Origin of the sequence: Rothia uropygioeca, from assembly GCF_004136585.1 — a bacterium.
Classification (GTDB): Bacteria; Actinomycetota; Actinomycetes; order Actinomycetales; family Micrococcaceae; genus Rothia.
In genome coordinates this window covers 583,849-603,922 of record NZ_NOIR01000001.1, presented here as the reverse complement: position 1 = coordinate 603,922, position 20,074 = coordinate 583,849, and the positions used below count along the sequence as shown (strand labels likewise).

The window sequence follows — 20,074 nt, the reverse complement described above, 5'->3', positions numbered from 1 at the left end:
TAGTCAGAAGCCTGTTTTTCGATCCTTCACGATTTCGGGACGAGAATAGGCGTCGGGAGTCCTCCGCATCGCAACAAACACCAGCGGTGACCTCATTCACTCACCAAGGTATCAGCAGGGAACAATGAGAACGAGTGAAAGGAGGGGTCACACGTCGGATAATGCGGCAAGACGCCACCAAGCGCTGTGCGTTTGCCCCGGCTCAATGACCGTCAGGTCTTGGCCCGAGCGAAAAGCGTCGGCCGGCGCCGTCATAGGCTCGACCGCGACGGCCCGCCGCCCCGGCTCTCCCGTGGCCTGATCGTCGGTGTACACCTGAATCCAGTTGACCTCGGGCCCGCATTCCAGAACCACGCCGCCGCCATTCGGCGACGTGAGTTCGCAGGCCGTCCGTCCATCCTCGTTGCGCCCCAGCCCGCCGAGGGCTACGTCGTAGGAGAAATCGTCCAGGCGCCGACCCGACCGGAAATCGAAGTGGGTGTTGTCCACCGGGTAGGTTCCGAGGGGCAGCAACCTGTCCATATCGGCATCGATATATACCGATGCGGGAACTTTCAGGCTCCAGTCATTCAGTGCACCGGATTTCTGGCCGTCAGAACCATCGGCGACAAGGTAAGGGTGCCCGGCGACCGCGTACGGGACGGATTGGTCGCCGAGATTGGTCGCAGATACCCGCCATTCGAGTCCATTGGACGTCAAGGAGTAGACCGCCTTGAGCCTCAGTTCGAAGGGATAACCGGGTTGGGGAACCAGATCCAGTCCCAGAAACACCTCCGCCGCGGTATGGGACAGAATCTCCCACCGTTCCCAGAGGACAAGTCCGTGAGCAGCATTATTGCGCTCGGGCTCGGTCAGGGGCAGGTGATGGGACGTGCCAGCGAATTCATAACGTCCATCTTGAATGCGATTGGGCCACGGAGCCAGGATCGCCCCGCTGCACCCCGGACGCAGGCCCTCGGGCGGTGTCGATCTGACCAGGTGTCCCCTCGGACCCCGCAACGAGGCGAGACTCGCCCCGACCACGGCGATCTCCGCCGAGTAGCCCCCGGCGGAGATCGCACAACGCTTTCCTTGCGGTCCGGACACTAGCCCAGCTTCCCTTCGCCTTCCGCCTTTTTGACCTCGACGTATTCGGCGCTGGCCACGATGTCTTCTGCGGGCACCGGCGCGAGCCGGTCCCACAGGAAGAACAGGCCCGAGACCACAAGCATCGAGATACCGGTCCACAGATTGATATGGATACCGCCCGTCTTGGCCGCATCGGCAACCGGATCCGCGATCCCCATGATCGTCACCAGGATGCCGTAGATCAGGAACAAGCCACCGATGATGCGGCGAAGGTCCGTGCGACGGGTTGAGCGGATCAGGTCCTTCTTTTCCGCCTCGCTCAGCTGCACGAGGCCCGGAGTCTCCTCTGAGTTCTCATTCATTTTGATTCTCCTCGTCAGTGCGAATTCTTACAGGAAGGGCAGATAGAGCAGGACGCATAGGACCAAGGCTACGGTGCCCAGCAAGGCAGGCGACCGGTACCACGCAGCATCGCCGGCGACGACATCGGATTTCACGTCAATGGATCCGACACCGTAGACGAGCCCCTTGAGTTCCTCGATGGGCTTGGCTCGGGTGAAGAATGTGACAATCACCGAGACCACAATGACGGCCACGAAAGAGTAGATCGCTCCGTACATGGTTTCCGCCGTCGCCGAGCCGAAGAGCGACTCGTCATTCAGATACGCGATCCAGACGATCGTCGGCGCAACGATTCCCGCAAGGTAGCCCCACAGGCCGGCTGCCGGCGACATCCGCTTCCACAAGAGGCCCAGGATGAAGACCGCGAACAGCGGCGCGTTGAAGAACGAGAACAACGTTTGCATGTACGTCATGATGTTCCCGAACTGAGCGGCAAGGAACGCGGTTCCGATTCCGACGATGACGCCGATGACCGTGACCCAACGTCCGACGGAGAGGTAGTAGTGATCGGGCATCTTCGGCTTGATGTATTCCTGCCAGATGTCATAGGTGAACACGGTATTGAAGCTGGACACGTTGGCCGCCATACCGGCCATGAACGAGGCCATGAGCCCCGTAACGGCCACACCGAGGACGCCGGAGGGCAGGTACATCTGAATCAGCTTGGGGATCGCCTCGTTGTACGTCAGACTTCCGTCAGCGAACTGATTGCCAACCGTTGCCGCGGCGATCAGGCCGGGAACCACCACGATGAACGGGATGAAGAGCTTCGGGAATGCACCGATCAGGGGCGTACGCCGTGCTGCTGACATGTTCTTGGCCGAAAACGCTCGCTGAACCTCGGTGAAGTTGGTGGTCCAGTAACCGAAGCCGAGAACGAAACCGAGCCCGAGGACGATAGCGAGCCAGTTGGCTCCGATGGGATTGGTGACGTCACCGATTCCGGTTCCCTGCCAAGCCGACAAGTGAAGGCGACTCACACCCTCGGTGTTCATGAGAGCTTCTTTCAAACCGGACCAGCCATGCACCCGGTGCAGTCCGACGATGGTCAACGGGACCAAACCCGCGATGATCACGAAGAACTGCATGACCTCGTTGTAGATCGCACCGGACAAGCCGCCGAGGGTGATGTACAGGAGTACGAAACCGGCGGAGATGATGATCGCGACCCACTGGGGCCAGCCCAGCATCGCTTCGATGATGATCGCCATCGCGTAGAGGTTAATTCCGGCGATCAGAACGTTGGATATCGCAAAAGCAATGGAATTGACTACGTGCGCGGGCTTTCCGAAGCGTCGCAGCATGAATTGCGGAACCGACCGGACCTTGGACCCGTAGTAGAACGGCATCATAACCAGGCCGAGGAATACCATGGCCGGCACGGCACCGACGATGTAATAGTGCAACGTCGCCATGCCGATCTCCGCGCCGTTGGCCGCCATGCCCAGAATCTCGGTAGCTCCGAGGTTTGCGGAGACGAAGGCGAGGCCGGTAATCCACGCTGGCATCGATCTTCCCGAAAGGAAGAAGTCCATACTGGTCTTGACCTTGCGCTTAGCCGCGATGCCGATCCCGAGGACCGTCGCGAAGTAGAGGAAAAGCATCAGGTAGTCGACCCATGAGAGGGACAACCGGATGCCGGAACTGGCGTCTGCAAGCATCATCGCTTGCCTCCTGGAGTGCTCGGGAGCGCACAAAAATGTGCACTGCTGTTCAGAAATGTTGATTTCTGGAGCTTAGCCTACACGCGAGTGTGATGCTGTCAACTATTGACGGAGGGAAACCCCAAGAATCCAACAAAACGACCGTGTTCCTTTTTGTTCGTTTTGTGCCATACTGTTGCTGATCCACAGTCCCGTCGTGTCAGCGGAAGGGTGACGATGCTCGCCGAACAACGCAAGAAGCGCATAGTCCAAGAGGTCCAGAAAAACGGCGCGGTTCACGTGCAGGACCTCGCCAAACTGCTGGATGTGTCCCCCATGACGGTCCGGAGGGATCTCGCTGAACTGGACGACCAGGGCTTCCTGACCAGAATTCACGGCGGAGCCGAATCCACGGCCTCAACCCTCGAACCCGCGTATGCAGAGAAAATGACCTTGAACGCCGAGGCCAAATCCGCAATCGCCCGAACGGCGGCCGACATGGTCGGCTCGAATCAATCCATAGGGTTCTCCGCCGGAACGACGTGCACACGGCTTGCCCAAGAAATCACGGGGAGGCACGACCTCGCGAATCTGACGGTGGTGACCAACTCATTGCCGGTAGCAGACGAATTCTTCAAGGCCCAGGACGTCCAGGAAGCGGACGGCAGAAAACATTCGACCCCGCACCAAGTGCTTCTGACAGGTGGAGAACGCACCCCCTCGGACGCGCTCGTGGGTCCGCTGGCCGACGCGACGCTGGGGTATCTGCACGTGGACACCCTCTTCATCGGAGCACATGGCGTCGGGCGCTCCGGGCTGACGACTCCGAACCTCGCGGAGGCCCGCACCAACAAGGTCCTGGTCCATTCGGCTCGCACCGTCGTCGCGGTATTCGATCACACCAAGTGGGGCATCACCGGCCTCGCGGGATTCGCCGACTGGCCTGAGGTCGACGTCGTGGTGACCAGCCCGGACCTGCCGGAGGACGCGCTGGAATTCTTGGAAGAAAAAATTGACAAGGTGGTCATTGCATCATGACGGAGAACGCCCTACCCCGCGTCACGCGGGGGGAACTCGCCGACGGTCGGGAAATCATCTTCTTCGATGACTCGGAACCCTATATTTCAGGGACCAGAACTCGATCGATTCACGATCCGCGTCCCCTCGAGCCTCGCCAGGTTCCTCCGCGCGAGTCGGCAAGCATTCGCATGGACCCCCTCACCGGTGAACACGTTGCACTGGCCGCCCACCGCATGAACCGCACGTTCCTGCCACCGGCGGACGAAGATCCGCTCGCGCCCGCCGGACAGGGAACCGTCCCGTCCGAGGTTCCTGAGCCGGAGTACGACGTCGTCGTGTTCGAGAATCGGTTTCCTTCACTGCAGGGCCCCTTCGAGCAGTACCGTGACGAACCCTTGTTCCAGGAGACCTCCCCCGCGGGACGGTGTGAAGTCGTCTGCTTCACTTCCCATCAGGAAGGCTCCTTCGCCGATCTGGGACACCAACGCGCTCGCACGGTAATCGAAGCATGGGCGCACCGCACGCGCGACCTGTCCGCGATCGAGGGCGTGGTTCAGGTCGTTCCGTTCGAGAACCGAGGCGAAGAGATCGGGGTGACCCTGCACCACCCGCACGGTCAGATCTATGCCTATTCCTATTTGCCTCCGCATACGGCGGCCGTTCAGAGGCAGGCCCACGAATGGCGTCAGTCCACGGGCGGTGACCTGATCGGCGACGTATTGGCCGCAGAGCTCGAGGAGAAGGCCCGGGTCATCTCGGAGACGGAGCATTGGGTTGCTTATGTTCCCTTCGCAGCCAAGTGGCCGGTCGAATTCATGGTGGTTCCCCGTCGCCCGGCGAAGGACTTCACGGAATTGACCGGACAGGAGAAGGACGAACTCGCGGACCTCTATTTGGATCTCTTGGGTCGACTCAACCGCTTCTTCGAAGGCATCGAACAACTTCCATATATTTCGGCCTGGCATCAGGTTCCCGTGGCCGGAGGGGATGACATTTCCCGCATGTGGCTGCATGTGTTCTCGTTGCTCAGGTCTCCTGGAAAGTTGAAATACCTGGCCGGCTCTGAGTCTGCGATGGCCGCGTGGATCAGTGACACAACCCCCGAACGCATTGCCCTCCGATTGCAGGAAGTTGCCCAGTGAACACGCTCGCATGGAATTCGGCTCCGGACCGCAAGCAACAGATCGAGGGCGTGCGTGCTCTCTTCACCGAGGCTTACGAGGCGCAGCCATGGGCTGTCTTCTCGGCCCCCGGAAGGGTCAATCTGATCGGAGAGCACGTGGACTACAACGGCGGAACGGTGGTTCCGCTCGCGCTGCCCCACCGCACGTATGTTGCCGTGTCCCCTCGTCAGGACCACCTGGTCCGAGCCGTCTCGGCGGAGGAGCCCGGTGACTCTTTGGTCATCGATCTCGACGAGGTCGGCCCCGGACGGTTGAACAGTTGGCTGGCCTACGTGGCCGGGGTCCCCTGGGCCATGGTCGAGGAATCTCTTGCCGGGGGCCCTGATGGCAAGGATATTACGGGCGCGGACCTCGCTATCCGGTCCTCCGTGCCCGTGGGTGCGGGTTTGTCCTCGTCGGCCGCGCTGGAGTGCTCGGTGGCCTTGGCCTTTGACGCGTTGGCCTCCGAGGCCGATGAGTCCAGGGCCTTGCTCGCGGATTCGGAGGAGGGCAGGGCTCGGCTCGCCACGGCTTGTATCCGCGCTGAGAATGAGATCGCGGGAGCCAGCACGGGCGGCATGGACCAGTCCATTTCCCTTCGGGCCCGTCAAGGCTCCGTCCTGACCATTGATTGCCGCGATTTTTCATCGAGTCCCCTCAAGATCGATGTGGCTCAGGCCGGTCTCTCACTGCTGGTGATCGACACTCAGGCGCCGCACCGTCTGGTCGATGGCCAGTATGCCAAACGGAGAAAAGGGTGCGAGGCCGCGGCCGAAGCTCTCGACGTTCCAACACTTCGCGATGCGCTCGGCGAACGTCCAAGCCAGGAAGACGTCGATCGTCGTCTGAAGGAATGGGATGCGATAGCCGCGGAGGGATCGATCAGCTTCCCGGAAGGGCATGATGATTCGTCGATGCGGGGCCTGGTCAGGCACATCTGGACCGAAATTCTCCGCGTGGACCGATGCGTCAGGCTCTTCGACGGCTCCGCCCCTCAGGCCGGGGACGAGGCATGGGCGTCGCTGGGCGATATCCTGAATGGTTCCCACGACTCGTTGCGGGACGACTACCGCGTCAGTTGTGCCGAACTGGACGTCGCGGTCGACGCTGCCCGGACCGCGGGCGCGTTGGGCGCCCGGATGACGGGTGGCGGTTTCGGCGGCTCAGCGATCGCGTTGGTCCGAAACGATGACGTCCAAGCCGTGGCCTCGTCGGTTGCCGAGGCGTTCGAAAAGTCCCGGTTCCGTTCTCCAGTCTTCCTCGAGGCTGTTCCCTCGCCCGCGGCGCGGCGGGATCTCTAACCCGTTCGTAGGCCGGGTCAGGAATCATCAGGCACTTCGGGCAACGGTCCCGGCGTGGTGTCGTGGCGCAATCTTTTGATCACGTTCTCTGCCGAGATCAGACACATGGGCAATCCCACGCCCGGAGCCGTCGTCGACCCGGCATAATAGAGGCCCTTGACCTTGCGGGAAGCATTCGATCCGCGCAGGAAAGCAGATTGTCCCAGGGTGTGAGCAAGTCCCAGTGCGTTGCCCCGCCAGGCATTGTATTCGTGTTCGAAGTCGCCGGGACCGGCCGTGTGGCGGATGACGATCCTGCCGGCGAGGTCGGGAATCCCCGCTCTTCGTCCAATCAACCCGATCACCGCGTCCACGATAGTTTCCAGGGATTCGTCCCCGGAAACGATGCCGTCCGCGATAGCCGGAACCGGAATGAGGACGAAGAGGTTCTCCTTCCCCTCCGGCGCGACCGAGGGATCGGTCGCCGACGGACGACACACGTAGATCGACTCGGAATACCGACCCTCGGGAGCATCCGAGCCGTCCCCCCGTCCTTTGCTCGGTCGAAAGATCGCCCGGAAATCCGGGTCCCAGTCCTGGCTGAAGACCAGAGTGTGGTGGGCCAGTTCGGGCAACTCGCCCTCGACCCCGAGATAGGCCAGAACGCATCCGATGCCCGGGTTCCTGTGCTTCCAGACAGCTTCGGGATAAGAGCGCAGTCCCCGAGGCAACAGGGCAGTCTCGGTATGGTGCAGATCTGCGGCGGAGACGACCACGTCCGTTGAAACCGTTTCCAGGGAGCCGTCCGGGCTCCGGTACCGGGTACCGCAGACCTGGCCTTTCGCGCCCCTTGACCGGCCCAAGGGCCCCGTGTCGATGGCTAGCACTTCGGAGCCAGTCCGAATCTCGACGCCGGCCTCTTCGGCCAAACGCACCAAGGAGTCGACGAACGTGCCGAAGCCGCCCTGCGGATACATCACGCCCTGGACCAGGTCGGTATGACTCATGAGCCCGTACATCGCGGGCGTTTTCCTGGGCTGGTTCGAGAGGAAAACCGCGGGATAATTCAGGATCTGGCGAAGTCGGGAATCCTCGAATCGCCGCGAGACGGCGCCTTCCATCGAGCCCAGGAGCAGCTTGATCAGGCGAGGAACCTTCCGAAGAATCTCCGGAGTCAGCACGGATCGAGGGGAGGAAAAAGTGGTGTACAGAAAGTTCGCTACCGCGAGGCGATACGTATCCGCCGCCTCGGCGAGGTAGCGACGGAGCTTCTCGCCGGCCCCCGGCTCGATGCGTTCGAAGAGCTCGGCGGCGGCATCCTCCCCCGAGACCACGTCCAACGGCTCGTGGGCACCCGAGTACACGCGGTACGCGGGATCGTTGAGAGGAACCAGGTTCAACTCACGTTCAGTCGAAGTGCCGATCAGCCGGTAGAAATGCTCGAAGGCATCCGGCATCAGGTACCAGGAAGGCCCTCGGTCCCATCGAAAGCCGCCTTCGGCCAACGTTCCGGCGCGGCCGCCGACCTCGGGGTTCTTCTCCAGGACGGTAACGGAGTAGCCCTCTCGTGAGAGCAGGATCGCCGTCGCCAGTCCCGCGACACCGGCACCGATGACCACGGCCCGAGCCGACGCACTGGGGCCCTCTTGACCTCTCCGAGGTTCAGTCATCGTTTTTCCTTCACAGGTGAGATCCCATCCACCGGACCGGGTCGGAACGATGTGAACTTCGCGGTACGGGCGCCCACGACCGCTTGGACCAGGATCTTTGCCTTCACGGCGTCGGGGACCCGTACGCGTTGATGCCGCAAGAGCGCAAGGGGAGTCCTTTCGAGACGACGGACGAGTTCACCGAAGAGCAAGTAGGCCGCCGTCACGCCAGTCCGGGACGATGCGGGAAGAGCCGGTAGAGACCTTCGGGCAATGCTGAGATCGCGCCGGATATCGGCGAGGGCTTCGTCTTTATCTCCTTCGGTTTCCAGGCCCAGATAGTCACGCCCGAGCTCTTCCTGATCCTCCGCGAGGTCCCTCAGAAAATTGATTTTCTGGAAGGCAGCCCCCAGATGCCGGGCACCGTCGACAAGGACCTTATGGTCCGGACCTTGCTTGGACCGTTCGGCCAAGAAGATATCCAGGCACATGAGCCCAATGACCTCAGCCGAACCGTAAATGTATTCGTCGAGCTCGCGGCCGGCGTACGAGCTCGTATCCGTATCGGCGCGCATGGACCTGAAGAATGCACGGATGTGTTTCTCCTGGATCGCGCACGTGCGGACAGTATCGCTGAAGGCGTGCACCACGGGGTTGGAGGAGAACCCAGTATCGATGGTCTGCATGATGTCGGCTTCGAAACGATTGAGTTCTCCGGATATCTGCTCGATGCTGAGGCCGGCTTCGGCCGCAGGTCCGTCAACGATCTCATCGGCCAGACGAACTACGGCGTAAAGATCCCGAACCCGAGATTTCACGGGTTCCCTGAGAAGACGCGTGGCGTTGCCGAAGGACGTCGAATAGCGGCCGATCACCCCGGTCGATACGGCATGGCAGGTCGCTGAGTATCTGCTGAGGTCACCCATGGTCAATTCCTTCCATACAACGGCGCGGCCGCCGCCCCGAGGTCGATTGGATGTCTGGGAGCATTGCTCACGACCCCATGAGTGGAGGCAAGACAACCAGCATGCCCAGGCTCCAGACCAGGTGGAGGGCTATGGGCGAGAACAAACGGCGCGTCGAGCGGGCCTCGAAGTAGGTCGCCCCGCCGATGATCACCGCGGCGAATACCAGGAGGGGCACGCCCATCGCGATCGTGACCGCGGTGTAGAGACCGACCGAGCACACGGCGACGACGCTCGGGCGGCCCGTGATATTGCGCGGAACCACATCTCGGAAAAACAGCTCTTCGGCAACACCGTTGACCGCCGTTGTCAGGACCGTCAGCCACAACGCACCTTGCCGAACGTTCTCGAGGAGGGAAACGACCGGATCGGCCAAAACCGGGAAAGGTCGGACCACCAATGCTCCGAGGGCGAAGACTGCCAGGAAAATGAGACCTAGGACTGCGCCTCGGGCAAGATCTCTGCCCCACGCGGTTCGGGAGAAACTTTCTCGACCGCGTCCTTCGAACCACCAAGCGAGGACGTATACCGCCGCGGTGAAGAAAGTCGCGACGTAGAAGAGCACCGATCCCCTGTCCGCAGTTGACGCAGTCAGGAGTCCACCAGCGCCCACAAGGGCAGGAACCAGGACGACGAGCACTCGCGGGATCACCGATACGGATGCAGTGGGCATATGCATCAGTATTCCACGGCTGGCTAGGAGAAACAGTTTAGACTCAGGGTGAACCACGAAAGGAGAGCATATGACTGTCGAACACCATGAGACCCGACTCGGTCTGGTCACGGGCGCGACGGGATATGTCGGAAGCAATGTCGTGACCGAGCTGCTGGACCGGGGATGGGCAATTAGGACTCTTTCCCGAAGCCGGGACAAAGCTTTGTCCATGCCATGGGGTGAACGGATTGTGCCCGAGGGCACGAGCGCCCGGGCGGGGCAGGTGGAAGTTGTGCAGGGCGATGCGTCCGCGGCGGAAGACGTGAAACGCGCCCTCTCCGGTGCGCACACGGCCTGGTACCTCCTGCATTCGATGTCCTCCGGCGATGACTTCATGCGTGACGAGAAGCAGATGGCCGAGACCTTCGGTGCGGCAGCCCGCGCGGCGGGCATCCGACGGATCGTCTTCCTCGGCGGACTTCATCCCGACGACGAGGAGCTCTCGGAGCATCTGGCTTCTCGCGTGGCAGTGGGCGAGATTCTCATGGATTCGGGAGTCCCGACGGCGGCTTTGCAGGCGGGAGTAGTTCTGGGCGCGCAGTCCTCGTCATTTCAGATGCTTCGTCATCTGTCGGAACGTCTGCCGGGGGCGATTGGCCCCGCGTGGATCCAACACGAGATCACTCCGATCTCCGTCCGGGATGCGGTGTTCTATTTGGCGAGCGCTGCCGATCTGCCCGAAGACATGAACCGGACCTTTGACATAGGCGGACCGGACACTTTGCCGTATATCGACATGATGAAACGCTACGCCAGAACCTGGGGCAAGATCCCGCGTGTGGTGATCACCGCCCCCGTAACCACTCCCCAGCTCGCCTCGTACTGGATTTCTCTGGTCACGACGGTCGACCATTCTTTGATCAGCCCGTTGATATCGAGTCTTCTGCACGACACCGTTCTCAAGGAGCGTGACCTCGAGACAATGGTCGGCAGACCTCCCGGAGGGAACCAGTCCTTCGAAGACGCGATTCATGATGCTCTCGACCGCCCGCAAACACGCCGGTGGACCAAGGTTTTCACGGGGGTGTCCCTGGCAGTCGGCGCGTGCGCCGTCCTCGGCTCGACCCTCACCGACCCGAAGAACTCTTGGTACAAGACTCTGGAGCTGCCTTCGTGGCAACCGCCGGCTGTGATTTTCCCCTGGGTCTGGACCACTTTGTACGCGGATATTGCGGCAATCAATGCGCTGACCATTGCAGACCTCCTGGAGAACGACGATCGCCCCGGGGCCCGTCGGCATGCTGCGGCGCTGGGCGTGAATCTTGCGCTCAATGCCGGCTGGCCGGGAATGTTCTTTCGGAGCAAGAAGCCTGCGTTCTCGACGGTGTGGGCCGCCGCCCTCACGGCAAGCTCAATCGACCTGGTGCGGCGCGCACACCGCTCGTCTCCCGAACGGGGCGTCCTCCTGGCTCCTTATGCGGCGTGGTCCGGTTTTGCCACGGTCCTCAACGGCGCGATCGCCCGACTGAACCGACCAAATAAGCACTAAGTGCGGCAATGGGCCCCTGGCACTCGCCAGGGGCCCATTGCAGTCTTTCCTGACGACTGCACGTCAGCTGGGGCGTTACCGTTCCGACGTACGGTGTTGATCACGATGAAACAGCGTGCCGCGCTCGAGAATCAGGGTCCAGATCACTATCACGGCCCATATTCCGGCGACCCATGGGGCGAAGAAAGAAAATTTCGGGACCAGAACCGTCGAGCCGATAATGATCACTGCCGCAGCCGCGCTCGTGGCCAGCAACAAGACAAGTACGAGCTGTTTATGGCCTCTTTGATACTCTGACTGATTCATGTCCAACTCCCCTGAGAGATATGGCGTATTCACTAGTCACCATACACTTTTATGTGTCGTGCAACACAGGGGCGTCTTCTTGAGCGAGTATTTTCCAGCCCGACCCAGAGGGCTCTAGTCGCCCTCGTAGGCACAGATCGCGTCAACCTTTGCCGCCGAGGAGGAATTCGGGTCGAATTCCAGCCCCAACCATTCTTTGACGAGGGTGCGTGCCAGCTCGAGTCCGACGACGCGCTCTCCCATGCACAGAACCTGAGCGTTATTGGACAGCACGGATCTCTGGACCGAGTAGATGTCGTGAGCCGTGACGGCACGAATTCCCTTGACCTTGTTCGCGGAAATTGCAACCCCGAGGCCGGTTCCGCAGATGAGCAAGGCCCGATCCGCCTCACCCGCGACAATTTTCTCGCCGGCCGCGGTGGCCACGTTGGGGTAGTACGTCTCGTCATCCGTACCGGTCACACCGACGTCAATCACTTCCTCGACCCGCTCGTCAGCCTCGAGATCGGCTTTGAGAGCCTCTTTGTAGTTGAATCCTGCGTTGTCTCCACCGACGACGATTTTCAGGCCCATGGTGTTCTCCTTTCGTTACCGGGCATAACCCGCGTTCCCTCATGATTATTTCTACAGGTTCACTCTCGGATGCGCGCTGGACGAGCTTGCCGAATGATCCACCATACCGAGGAGGATTACGCCGCAAGGAGTTTTCGCCTCAAGACTGGCTAGTATCGATGAGGCAATAAACCGGAAGGACCCCCACCCATGACCGAATATCCCGCCTTCGCCCGACCTCTCGAAATCCGTTGGTCCGATCAAGACCTCATGGGTCATGTCAATAATGCGCGCGTGCTGACCCTTATCGAGGAAGCCCGCGTCATGTGGCTGCGATCGCTCAACGGATGGGACCGCGACGTCAACCCCACCGTCGTCGTCCGCACCGAAATCAATTACCGTCGTCCAGTCCATTACGGGCCCGAACTCGTGATCGAACTTGGCATCGGTCACGTGGGCGGCACCTCCTACACCGTGACGTTCCGCGGGATCCAGGAGAACGCCGTGGTCTTCGACGGGCTGAACGTATTGGTTGGCGTGGATCCTGAGAACCTCACCCCGCGCACGCTCGGCGGCCAAGAGCGGGAACTTCTCGGTCGATACGGAACTTTTGACCCCGAGGACCCGACCAACCTCTCGGCGGCTCCGGTGAGTCACTGACGGACGAGGTCGGCGCCGCGATGGCCCGCACGTCCAATTGTGTCCTGGATCACTGAAGCGTAGGGTTTTGCTACGGAAACCAGGCGGCAACGATGCCCACGACAACAGTGACGAGGACCCCATGCTCGAAGGACTCCCTGCCACCACAGGCGACAATTATCCCCTCAACATGATTTCGCTCTTGCGCTACGCCGCAACCACCTTCCCCCAGAATGAGGTGGTGTACCGGGATTTGAACGGCTCGTGGAACAGAACGAATTACCGTCGTGAATTCGCTCGAGTCGGCAAGATGGCCGGAGCACTCTCCCGTGTGGGGATCGGCCCTGGAGACATGGTCGGAGTGCTGGACTGGAATTCCCAGCGTCACTTCGAGCTCTACTTCGCGGTTCCCGGATTGGCCGCCACCATGCTGCAGCTCAACCTACGTCTCGCCTCGGAGGATCTGGGATACGTGATCGAACACTCGGGCGCCTCCTGGGTCTGCGTTGACGAATCGCTCTTGCCCGTCGCTGAGGCCCACCGCGATGCAGCGGGCATCAAGGGGTGGATCGTCATGTCGGACCGACCCAGCGATCAGGTGGAGACCACGTTGCCCAACCCGGTTTTCCTGGAAGACCTGATGAGGGACGAACCGGAAGACTACCCCTTTGAGTGGATTGCGGAGCAAACGGCCGCTTACGCCGGGTACACGACCGGCACCACGGGCCGACCCAAAGGCATCCTCTATTCGCACCGGTCCATGTACCTGCACTCGCTCGCCGTGGTTTCTTCCCAAGCGGTTGACTACAACGCGACCATAATGCTGGTGACACCCATGTTCCACGTGATGTGCTGGGGTTTCCCTCAGGCCGCGGTCGCAGCTGCGGCCAAGGTCGTTCTTCCGGGACGATGGCAGGCGCAGGACATTGCCGTTCTCGCGCAAGCCCTCAGCGATGAGCACGTCACACTCGCCAATGGGGCACCCTCGATCCTCACCCCGATGCTGGAGTACTACCGTTCACTGCCTGAGCCTCCGGATCTCACCGGCCTGAGCATAGTGTGCGGTGCCAGCGAGCCTCCCCTGTCGCTGATGCAAGGTTTCAAGGAACTGACCGGCGGGGAGATCATCCACGCTTACGGAGCTTCCGAAACCTCGCCATTGGTCACGACCAACGGGGACCTGCCGCCTGCCCTCTCCGACCTGTCCGACGAGGACGGATGGGACATCAGGCGCTATCAGGGTGTACCGATGCTGGGCGTCGAGATCAAGATCGAGGCCCTCGACGGTCAGCCCCAGCCGCACGACGGCGAATCGGCCGGAGAGCTATTGATCCGGGGGCCTTGGATTGCGACGTCGTACTACAATCGCCCGGATTCGGCGGACAACTTCGAGGACGGTTGGTGGCGTTCTGGAGACGTCGGTGTCATCAACGAAAACGGGTATCTCAAGTTGACGGACCGGCTCAAAGACGTGATCAAGTCAGGCGGCGAATGGATTTCTTCCATCGATATGGAGAATTCGATTCTGGACAATCCGAGGGTCGCGGAAGCCGCGGTGATCGGCGTTCCCGACCCCAAGTGGCAGGAGCGACCCGTGGCTTATGTCGTTCCCAAAGAGGGACAGACCGTCACGGAAGACAGCGTCATCGATCTGTTGTCCCAGCGGTTCGCCAAGTGGCAACTGCCGGAAAAAGTCATCGTTTCCTCTCAGCTGCCCCGCACGTCGGTGGGCAAGCTCAACAAGCGTCAGATGCGCGCGGATTACACATCCAACCAAGCCAACTGAGGCTTTTCTGCCCTGACTCCGAGTTCTTTAAGACTTGTTCCACAGCTGGATCACAGTCTCGAACTCTAGAGTCGAAAGTACCTCAAAGGTGCGAGTGATTGACGGAGAGCGGCCCCCGGATTTATTCCGGGGGCCGCTCTTCTTAATAACCGTTGTGGTCCGCTCACCAGTTGGCCCCGCGGGTGCCGTCGGCGCCGATGCGGCCACGCAGCGATGACGCTACAGGGTATCTGCTCTGGACTGCGAGACGGCTCCGGTACGCACCTCGGCGTCGGCGACGGATTCGCCGCCCAGCGGCACGCCCTTCTTCGCCCCACCGGTCAGATCCACTATCACGCCGACGATCGCCGCCACGAAGGTCGGCACGAACCAGCCGAGGTCCTGCGAGTGTCCTGGGGACCACCCGATCAGCGGCGAGATGACCGAGGCGCCCACATTGAGGGATTCCAACGTCATGAGTGCCGCCCAGATGCTGGCGATGGTCAGTGCGAAGACGAACGTCCACTGGAGACGACGCCGAATCAGCGGCTCGATCAAGGTCAACAGGATCAAAGTGATAGCCGGAGGGTACAACAACCCAACGATCGGGGCGGCAATTGCCAAGACCGTCTCGAGCCCGGTGGTCGATACCGCAAAAGAGATGAGGCAGAAGATGACAAGCCACGCCCGGTAGGACACGCTGGGCACGAGCTTGTTGAAGAATTCGGAGGTTGCCCCCAGAAGGCCGACCGCCGTCGACAAGCATGCTAGCACCACGATCAGCCCGAAAACGATTCCTCCCGGCATGCCCATGGTCTGATTGGCCGCGGCGGCAAGGAGTGCGGCACCGTCGGAATATTCTGCTCCATGAGGAATGAAATTACCGATGTATCCGAGGCCCAAATAGATCACCGCAAGGAAGATGCCGGCCACGATCGCGGACAGTCCGACGCCGCGCACCAATTTCGGGCCGGTCGGCAAGCCTTTGTACCGGAGAGCGGAGACGACGAGAATGCCGAACGCAAGGGCCGCAATCGAGTCCATGGTCAGATACCCGTTGACGAAGCCCGTGGCCGCGGGATGTGACGCGTAGTCGTCGACGGCGGACCCGGTCTGGTGATCGATCGTGAAAATACCCAGGACGATCAACAGGACCAGCAGGAGCAACAGCGCCGGGGTGAGGTACTTGCCGAGTTTGTCCGCCAAACCGTTGGGATTCAGCGACATCAGGAACGCGACGATGAAGAACGCCGCGGAGAATCCAGCGGCGGCCCACGTGGAATGCCATCCGAATATCGGCGTTGCCGCCGAAGAAAAGCTTACGGTCGCGGTCCTGGGCAAGGCGTAGAACGCTCCAATGGACAGATACGCCAGAATCGGGAAGACCAACCCGAAGATTCGACCTCCTCGTCGCGCGAGGTCCTGGACGTCATTGCCGGTGATGGCCACGGCGATGACCGCGAGGACGGGGAGCAGGACCCCCGTACTGATGAATCCCAGGATTGCGGGCAAGAAGTTCTCTCCGGATTCGACCCCCGTGATGGGAGGAATAATGAGGTTGCCTGCCCCGAAAAACATGGAGAAAAGCATCATCGCTGCGATGACGATGACGACCCCATTCCGGCTCTTGTGCGGCGCTTTCTGTGCCATGTGCGGCGTGGTTTCCTTTGTGCGATCGATTGGTCGGTCAGGGAGGGCGTGTCCGCCCTCAGGCTCAGGTGACAGGTTACTCTGTGTTGCCGCGAATCCTCGAGGAGGCCCAAGACCCGTCTCACGTCTTGAATTCGAAGGTCGGCACGGTGCATCGACTTCCGAAACGAGGTCGGGACTAGGCTGAAAGTTGATGCATCTCAGCTAAGGGAGGAAGAGATCATGACCCGGATCGCAGTAGCAGGAGCCACGGGATCCATCGGACGGCTCATCGTGGAAGCAGCCGAGCAGAATGATGTGGAGGTTGTCCCCCTGAGCCGGTCTCACGGCGTCGATTTGTTGTCGGCAGAGGGCCTCGCGGGGAAGCTCGAAGGCGTCACCGCGGTGATTGACGCCTCTCAAGTAGGGGACCCGACGACGCAGGACCCGGTGACCCCTATCCTGGCCGCAGCACGGAATCTGATCGAGGCGTGCCGGTCCTCTAGCGTGGGACGCCTCGTGATGCTGTCGATCAATGGTGTTCAGGATGAGGGACTGCGGCAGTTTCCGTTCTACGACGCCCGCGCGCGGCAGGAGGAGGCTGTCGCTGAATCCGGTCTGGTGCACACGATCGTGAGAAGCTCCCAGTGGTTCGAATTCGCCCTCAACCCAGCGGCCATCGTCGAGGAGGAAGACGCCGTGGTGGCCCAAAACTGGTACATCCAGCCCGCGGCGGCTCGCAGTGTAGCCCGATACTTGGTCCGAGCGGCACTCGGAGAACACGGCGAGGGCGTGGTCACGGTTTGCGGCCCTGACGCGCTTCGGCTCCCTGAGCTCACGGAAGCCGTACTGCGTCACCGTGGTGACAACCGACCGGTTAACGTTGAGGAACCACCGCTTCCAGGCCTGGGAGATGGGAAGCTGCTGGCCCCGGCGGACTCGGATATCGTTACCCCATCTCTCGACGAATGGCTTGCCGAGCAGCGATAGGACTGTTTGCGAACCCGTTCTGAGGTCTCTGGCAGAGTTTTGCCCGCCGGCGACAAGGCTCTTAGCAGTTCATGTTCAGTTCGGATCCCTATATTGGGGAGTGCCTCATAGGTGCGAGTGATTGACGAGAAACGGCCCCCGGTTTGAAACCGGGGGCCGTTTTTCGTGTGCTCGAAGCGGTGCCGTCTTGCACGGGTGCCCTAGCCGAACAGCCCGCCTCCGCGACGCCCGCCGCCTCGGCGAGAGGTACCGAACAGCCCCCGGACAAGCTCGCGCCCGACCTGGGAAGCGACATTCGTGCCGACCCGCATGATGGCGTCGTTGCGTTTGCGACGATCGCGGCCCTCGTCCTGTTGTGGCTCTTTCGTGGACTGTGCCCGGTCGGACTGATCGGCTTTTCCCGCGTCCGGTTCCTTCTCCCGCGGCTGCGCCGCTTGGTCCTTCTCATTGAGTTTCTCGAAAGCGGAATAGGAGTCGACGACCTTGGAGTACTTGGGGGCGAGCTCGCTGTTCTGCACCACTTCATCCACTTTTTCCGGTGAGGCTGGCGCCATTCGCGACTGCGGCGCGTACATACGCGTCCACGCCACGGGCGAGGGCGCTCCCGTATCGGTCATGACTGTCACGATCGCCTCGCCGATCCCTGCAGAAGTCAGCAGTGACTCGAGATCGTAGGCGGACTTGGGGAAAGTCGAGACCGTTGCTTTGAGTGCTTTGGCATCTTCCGGAGTGAATGCGCGCAACGCATGCTGAACCCTGTTGGCCAGCTGCCCCAAGACATCTCCCGGAACATCCTTGGGCGTCTGCGTGATGAAGAAAATGCCGACGCCTTTGGAGCGGATGAGCCGCACGGTCTGAGTGATGGATTCGAGGAACGCTTTGGAGGCTCCGTTGAAGAGTAGATGGGCCTCATCGAGAAAGAACACGAGCTTCGGTTTGTCGACGTCGCCGACTTCCGGCAGGTGTTCGAAGAGGTCCGCCAGCAACCACATGAGGAACGTGGAGAAAAGCTGAGGCTTGGACTGCAGGTTGGCCAATTCGAGCGCCGAGATGATCCCTCGGCCGTCTTGAGCCGTGCGGAGCAGCTCTTCCGTGTCGAACTGAGGTTCGCCGAAGAACTTGTCCATCCCGTCGGACTCAAGGCCCACGATCTTCCGAAGGATCACGCCTGCCGTTGCCTTGGACAATCCTCCCAGCTCTCCGAGTGCCTGCTTTCCCTCGTCAGAGGTCAGGAATTGAATCACTGCCCGGAGGTCGGCAAGGTTGTACAGCTCGAGTTCGTGTTGGTCCGCGTAGTGAAAGATCAGCTGAAGACTGGATTCCTGGGTTTCGTTGAGGTCCATCACGCGCGAGAGCAGGATTGGGCCGAAGGAATGAATCGTGGAACGAACAGGGACTCCCTTGCCGTCTCCGCCGAGTGAGTAGAACTCCGTGGGGTAAGACTGCGCCTCCCATTGCTGCCCGATGGCCGAGCTCCGACTTTTCAGCTTTTCACTGGAATCGCCAGGCTCCGCCAGACCTGACAGATCACCTTTGACGTCGGCCAAGAAAACTGGAACACCATTCGCAGAGAGTTGCTCGGCCATCGACTGAAGCGTTTTGGTCTTTCCGGTGCCGGTCGCCCCTGCCACCAACCCGTGACGGTTCATCATGGACAGGGGAAGGGCCACCGGAACATCCGGTTGCGGTTCGCCGCCGCTCATCGCCACACCGAGGCTTACGGTTTCTCCTGCGAATCTATATCCGTTCGCGATTTTTTCGAGCTGTTCGTCATTAGCCATGTCACATACGTTACCCATTCAGCGGGCCACTGGAGCGTCTCGGAAACAAATTGTGGATATCCAATTTGATGCTCTCCATCCACTCCGTCACTGATTGCTGACGAGGCACATCGCAAGTTCCCCGGAAGATAGGCTGGCTCCGGGAGGGGGCGACCTTGCTCCCCCGTCCGTAGCTTCGGGTCTTCAGCAGTCCACCCCGATCACCGTCAGGAGATAGCCATGAAAAACATGTCCGACGTATTCCTCGTGTGCCTCTGCGTATTCGGTATAGCTCTCGTCGCGGAGCTCATCATGTCCTACATAGGCGGAATCAGCCCATGGATCCTCGTGGTCATCGTCCTCCTCGCGATTCCTGCTTCCATCCTGCTGGTGAGGTGGAGAAACCGACGGGACGGCCCGCAGTGACGTACGCCTTTTAGGACATTTGTGGCTGACCGCTCTTCCCGTGCGCTCATCGGGCGCATAGCGTGAGCGCATCAGCCCGATCCGATGGCAGGACCGGCCCGCAAGCATGACGAGGAGTCCCCATGTCCCTGACCCTGAATCCCTATTTGACGTTCTCTGGTGACGCCCGTGCGGCTCTGAACTTCTATCACGAAGCCCTCGGTGGCGAACTGACGGTCGCCACATTCGCCGACTTCGAGGCCCCAGTCCCCGAGGACGCCGCCAACCTGGTCATGCACGGCCAATTGGTGACCCGAACCGGAATCACCATTCTCGCCTCGGACGGAGGGATCATGGACCAGGCGACTCCCGGACTGGGCAACCCGCAGGTCGAAGTGGCCCTCCTGGGCAGCGCATCGGAAGACGAGAACGCCGCTCGAGGCTGGTTCGAAGGCCTCTCCCAAGGCGGAGAAGTCACGATGCCCCTGGAAAAAGCCCCCTGGGGTGACGTATTCGGGTCCTTCACGGACCAATTCGGCATTCGTTGGATGATCAACTTGGAGGCGCCCAAGGGACAGTAGTTCGACACGGTCGAGAATCAGCCGAAGTCACCTTCCGCCCTGATGTACCCCCA

Annotated in this window: 19 protein-coding genes; 9 read left to right on the top strand and 10 right to left on the bottom strand. The window is 61.0% G+C overall.

Annotated features, from left to right (window positions below; genetic code table 11):
• Positions 1-147 precede the first annotated feature (147 nt).
• The 3 genes from EWR20_RS02635 to EWR20_RS02625 are packed head-to-tail and all read right to left on the bottom strand — an operon-like array spanning position 148 to position 3,134.
• Positions 148-1,086 carry an aldose 1-epimerase family protein gene (locus tag EWR20_RS02635; RefSeq protein ID WP_165000932.1) on the bottom strand — a complete coding sequence of 313 codons (939 nt, stop codon included), beginning with the start codon at positions 1,084-1,086 and terminating at the stop codon, positions 148-150.
• Entirely contained in the window at positions 1,086-1,430 is a 345-nt protein-coding gene (locus EWR20_RS02630; protein WP_129358726.1) for a hypothetical protein, read from the bottom strand. Before EWR20_RS02630 ends, EWR20_RS02635 begins: the two co-directional genes overlap by 1 nt.
• 27 nt (positions 1,431-1,457) lie before the next feature.
• Entirely contained in the window at positions 1,458-3,134 is a 1,677-nt protein-coding gene (locus tag EWR20_RS02625; RefSeq protein ID WP_129358724.1) for a sodium:solute symporter family protein, read from the bottom strand.
• A 216-nt stretch (positions 3,135-3,350) separates the two neighbouring features.
• On the opposite strand from EWR20_RS02625, the gene EWR20_RS02620 reads away from it, so the two are divergent.
• Genes EWR20_RS02620 through galK form a run of 3 tightly spaced genes read left to right on the top strand, consistent with a single transcriptional unit; the run spans position 3,351 to position 6,597 of the window.
• Positions 3,351-4,151, top strand: coding sequence for a DeoR/GlpR family DNA-binding transcription regulator (locus EWR20_RS02620; protein WP_129358722.1), 801 nt, complete (start codon positions 3,351-3,353; stop codon positions 4,149-4,151).
• A complete protein-coding gene (gene galT, locus EWR20_RS02615) occupies positions 4,148-5,275 on the top strand; it encodes a galactose-1-phosphate uridylyltransferase (protein ID WP_129358719.1) in 1,128 nt (375 codons plus the stop codon). The genes EWR20_RS02620 and galT overlap by 4 nt, the downstream gene beginning before the upstream one ends.
• Complete coding sequence (gene galK, locus EWR20_RS02610; protein WP_129358717.1) at positions 5,272-6,597, top strand: galactokinase; 1,326 nt, start codon at positions 5,272-5,274, stop codon at positions 6,595-6,597. The genes galT and galK overlap by 4 nt, the downstream gene beginning before the upstream one ends.
• Before the next feature lie 17 nt (positions 6,598-6,614).
• Here galK and crtI read toward each other — a convergent pair whose 3' ends face one another.
• The 3 genes from crtI to EWR20_RS02595 form a co-directional block, all read right to left on the bottom strand.
• Positions 6,615-8,246: a phytoene desaturase family protein gene (gene crtI / locus EWR20_RS02605; RefSeq protein WP_129358715.1), complete on the bottom strand. Its 1,632-nt coding sequence runs from the start codon at positions 8,244-8,246 to the stop codon at positions 6,615-6,617.
• Positions 8,243-9,151, bottom strand: a complete 909-nt coding sequence (locus tag EWR20_RS02600) for a phytoene/squalene synthase family protein (protein WP_129358713.1) — start codon at positions 9,149-9,151, stop codon at positions 8,243-8,245. Before EWR20_RS02600 ends, crtI begins: the two co-directional genes overlap by 4 nt.
• 67 nt (positions 9,152-9,218) lie before the next feature.
• Positions 9,219-9,863, bottom strand: coding sequence for a CPBP family intramembrane glutamic endopeptidase (locus EWR20_RS02595; RefSeq protein ID WP_165000931.1), 645 nt, complete (start codon positions 9,861-9,863; stop codon positions 9,219-9,221).
• A gap of 70 nt (positions 9,864-9,933) precedes the next feature.
• On the opposite strand from EWR20_RS02595, the gene EWR20_RS02590 reads away from it, so the two are divergent.
• The gene (locus EWR20_RS02590; RefSeq protein ID WP_129358709.1) at positions 9,934-11,394 is read left to right on the top strand and encodes a tryptophan-rich sensory protein; all 1,461 of its coding nucleotides are present in this window, start codon (positions 9,934-9,936) and stop codon (positions 11,392-11,394) included.
• Between the two features lie 75 nt (positions 11,395-11,469).
• Here the strand turns inward: EWR20_RS02590 and EWR20_RS02585 are convergent, their stop codons facing one another.
• Together EWR20_RS02585 and EWR20_RS02580 are read right to left on the bottom strand one after the other, a co-directional pair.
• Entirely contained in the window at positions 11,470-11,700 is a 231-nt protein-coding gene (locus tag EWR20_RS02585; protein WP_129358707.1) for a hypothetical protein, read from the bottom strand.
• A gap of 114 nt (positions 11,701-11,814) precedes the next feature.
• Positions 11,815-12,273, bottom strand: a complete 459-nt coding sequence (locus EWR20_RS02580) for a ribose-5-phosphate isomerase (protein ID WP_129358705.1) — start codon at positions 12,271-12,273, stop codon at positions 11,815-11,817.
• 189 nt (positions 12,274-12,462) lie between these two features.
• On the opposite strand from EWR20_RS02580, the gene EWR20_RS02575 reads away from it, so the two are divergent.
• Positions 12,463-12,912, top strand: coding sequence for an acyl-CoA thioesterase (locus EWR20_RS02575; RefSeq protein WP_129358703.1), 450 nt, complete (start codon positions 12,463-12,465; stop codon positions 12,910-12,912).
• 67 nt (positions 12,913-12,979) lie between these two features.
• Positions 12,980-14,677, top strand: coding sequence for a long-chain-fatty-acid--CoA ligase (locus EWR20_RS02570; protein ID WP_238147524.1), 1,698 nt, complete (start codon positions 12,980-12,982; stop codon positions 14,675-14,677).
• Between the two features lie 219 nt (positions 14,678-14,896).
• On the opposite strand, the gene brnQ is transcribed toward EWR20_RS02570, so the two are convergent.
• Entirely contained in the window at positions 14,897-16,306 is a 1,410-nt protein-coding gene (brnQ, locus tag EWR20_RS02565; RefSeq protein WP_129358701.1) for a branched-chain amino acid transport system II carrier protein, read from the bottom strand.
• Between the two features lie 222 nt (positions 16,307-16,528).
• Here brnQ and EWR20_RS02560 point away from each other — a divergent pair, with 222 nt between their 5' ends.
• Positions 16,529-17,275, top strand: a complete 747-nt coding sequence (locus EWR20_RS02560) for an SDR family oxidoreductase (protein ID WP_129358699.1) — start codon at positions 16,529-16,531, stop codon at positions 17,273-17,275.
• A 200-nt stretch (positions 17,276-17,475) separates the two neighbouring features.
• On the opposite strand, the gene EWR20_RS02555 is transcribed toward EWR20_RS02560, so the two are convergent.
• A complete protein-coding gene (locus EWR20_RS02555) occupies positions 17,476-19,056 on the bottom strand; it encodes a helicase HerA-like domain-containing protein (RefSeq protein ID WP_129358697.1) in 1,581 nt (526 codons plus the stop codon).
• A gap of 219 nt (positions 19,057-19,275) precedes the next feature.
• Here EWR20_RS02555 and EWR20_RS02550 point away from each other — a divergent pair, with 219 nt between their 5' ends.
• Positions 19,276-19,461 carry a hypothetical protein gene (locus EWR20_RS02550; RefSeq protein ID WP_129358695.1) on the top strand — a complete coding sequence of 62 codons (186 nt, stop codon included), beginning with the start codon at positions 19,276-19,278 and terminating at the stop codon, positions 19,459-19,461.
• 122 nt (positions 19,462-19,583) lie between these two features.
• Entirely contained in the window at positions 19,584-20,021 is a 438-nt protein-coding gene (locus EWR20_RS02545; protein WP_129358693.1) for a VOC family protein, read from the top strand.
• Positions 20,022-20,074: the final 53 nt, after the last annotated feature.

Coding starts and splice junctions, on each gene's coding strand:
- EWR20_RS02625 (WP_129358724.1), bottom strand. CDS start 3,134: ATGATGCTTGCAGACGCCAGTTCCGGCATCCGGTTGTCCCTCTCATGG.
- EWR20_RS02545 (WP_129358693.1), top strand. CDS start 19,584: ATGTCCCTGACCCTGAATCCCTATTTGACGTTCTCTGGTGACGCCCGT.
- brnQ (WP_129358701.1), bottom strand. CDS start 16,306: ATGGCACAGAAAGCGCCGCACAAGAGCCGGAATGGGGTCGTCATCGTC.
- EWR20_RS02580 (WP_129358705.1), bottom strand. CDS start 12,273: ATGGGCCTGAAAATCGTCGTCGGTGGAGACAACGCAGGATTCAACTAC.
- EWR20_RS02620 (WP_129358722.1), top strand. CDS start 3,351: ATGCTCGCCGAACAACGCAAGAAGCGCATAGTCCAAGAGGTCCAGAAA.
- EWR20_RS02550 (WP_129358695.1), top strand. CDS start 19,276: ATGAAAAACATGTCCGACGTATTCCTCGTGTGCCTCTGCGTATTCGGT.
- EWR20_RS02630 (WP_129358726.1), bottom strand. CDS start 1,430: ATGAATGAGAACTCAGAGGAGACTCCGGGCCTCGTGCAGCTGAGCGAG.
- galT (WP_129358719.1), top strand. CDS start 4,148: ATGACGGAGAACGCCCTACCCCGCGTCACGCGGGGGGAACTCGCCGAC.
- crtI (WP_129358715.1), bottom strand. CDS start 8,246: ATGACTGAACCTCGGAGAGGTCAAGAGGGCCCCAGTGCGTCGGCTCGG.
- EWR20_RS02600 (WP_129358713.1), bottom strand. CDS start 9,151: ATGGGTGACCTCAGCAGATACTCAGCGACCTGCCATGCCGTATCGACC.
- EWR20_RS02575 (WP_129358703.1), top strand. CDS start 12,463: ATGACCGAATATCCCGCCTTCGCCCGACCTCTCGAAATCCGTTGGTCC.
- EWR20_RS02595 (WP_165000931.1), bottom strand. CDS start 9,863: ATGCCCACTGCATCCGTATCGGTGATCCCGCGAGTGCTCGTCGTCCTG.
- EWR20_RS02590 (WP_129358709.1), top strand. CDS start 9,934: ATGACTGTCGAACACCATGAGACCCGACTCGGTCTGGTCACGGGCGCG.
- EWR20_RS02555 (WP_129358697.1), bottom strand. CDS start 19,056: ATGGCTAATGACGAACAGCTCGAAAAAATCGCGAACGGATATAGATTC.
- EWR20_RS02585 (WP_129358707.1), bottom strand. CDS start 11,700: ATGAATCAGTCAGAGTATCAAAGAGGCCATAAACAGCTCGTACTTGTC.
- EWR20_RS02560 (WP_129358699.1), top strand. CDS start 16,529: ATGACCCGGATCGCAGTAGCAGGAGCCACGGGATCCATCGGACGGCTC.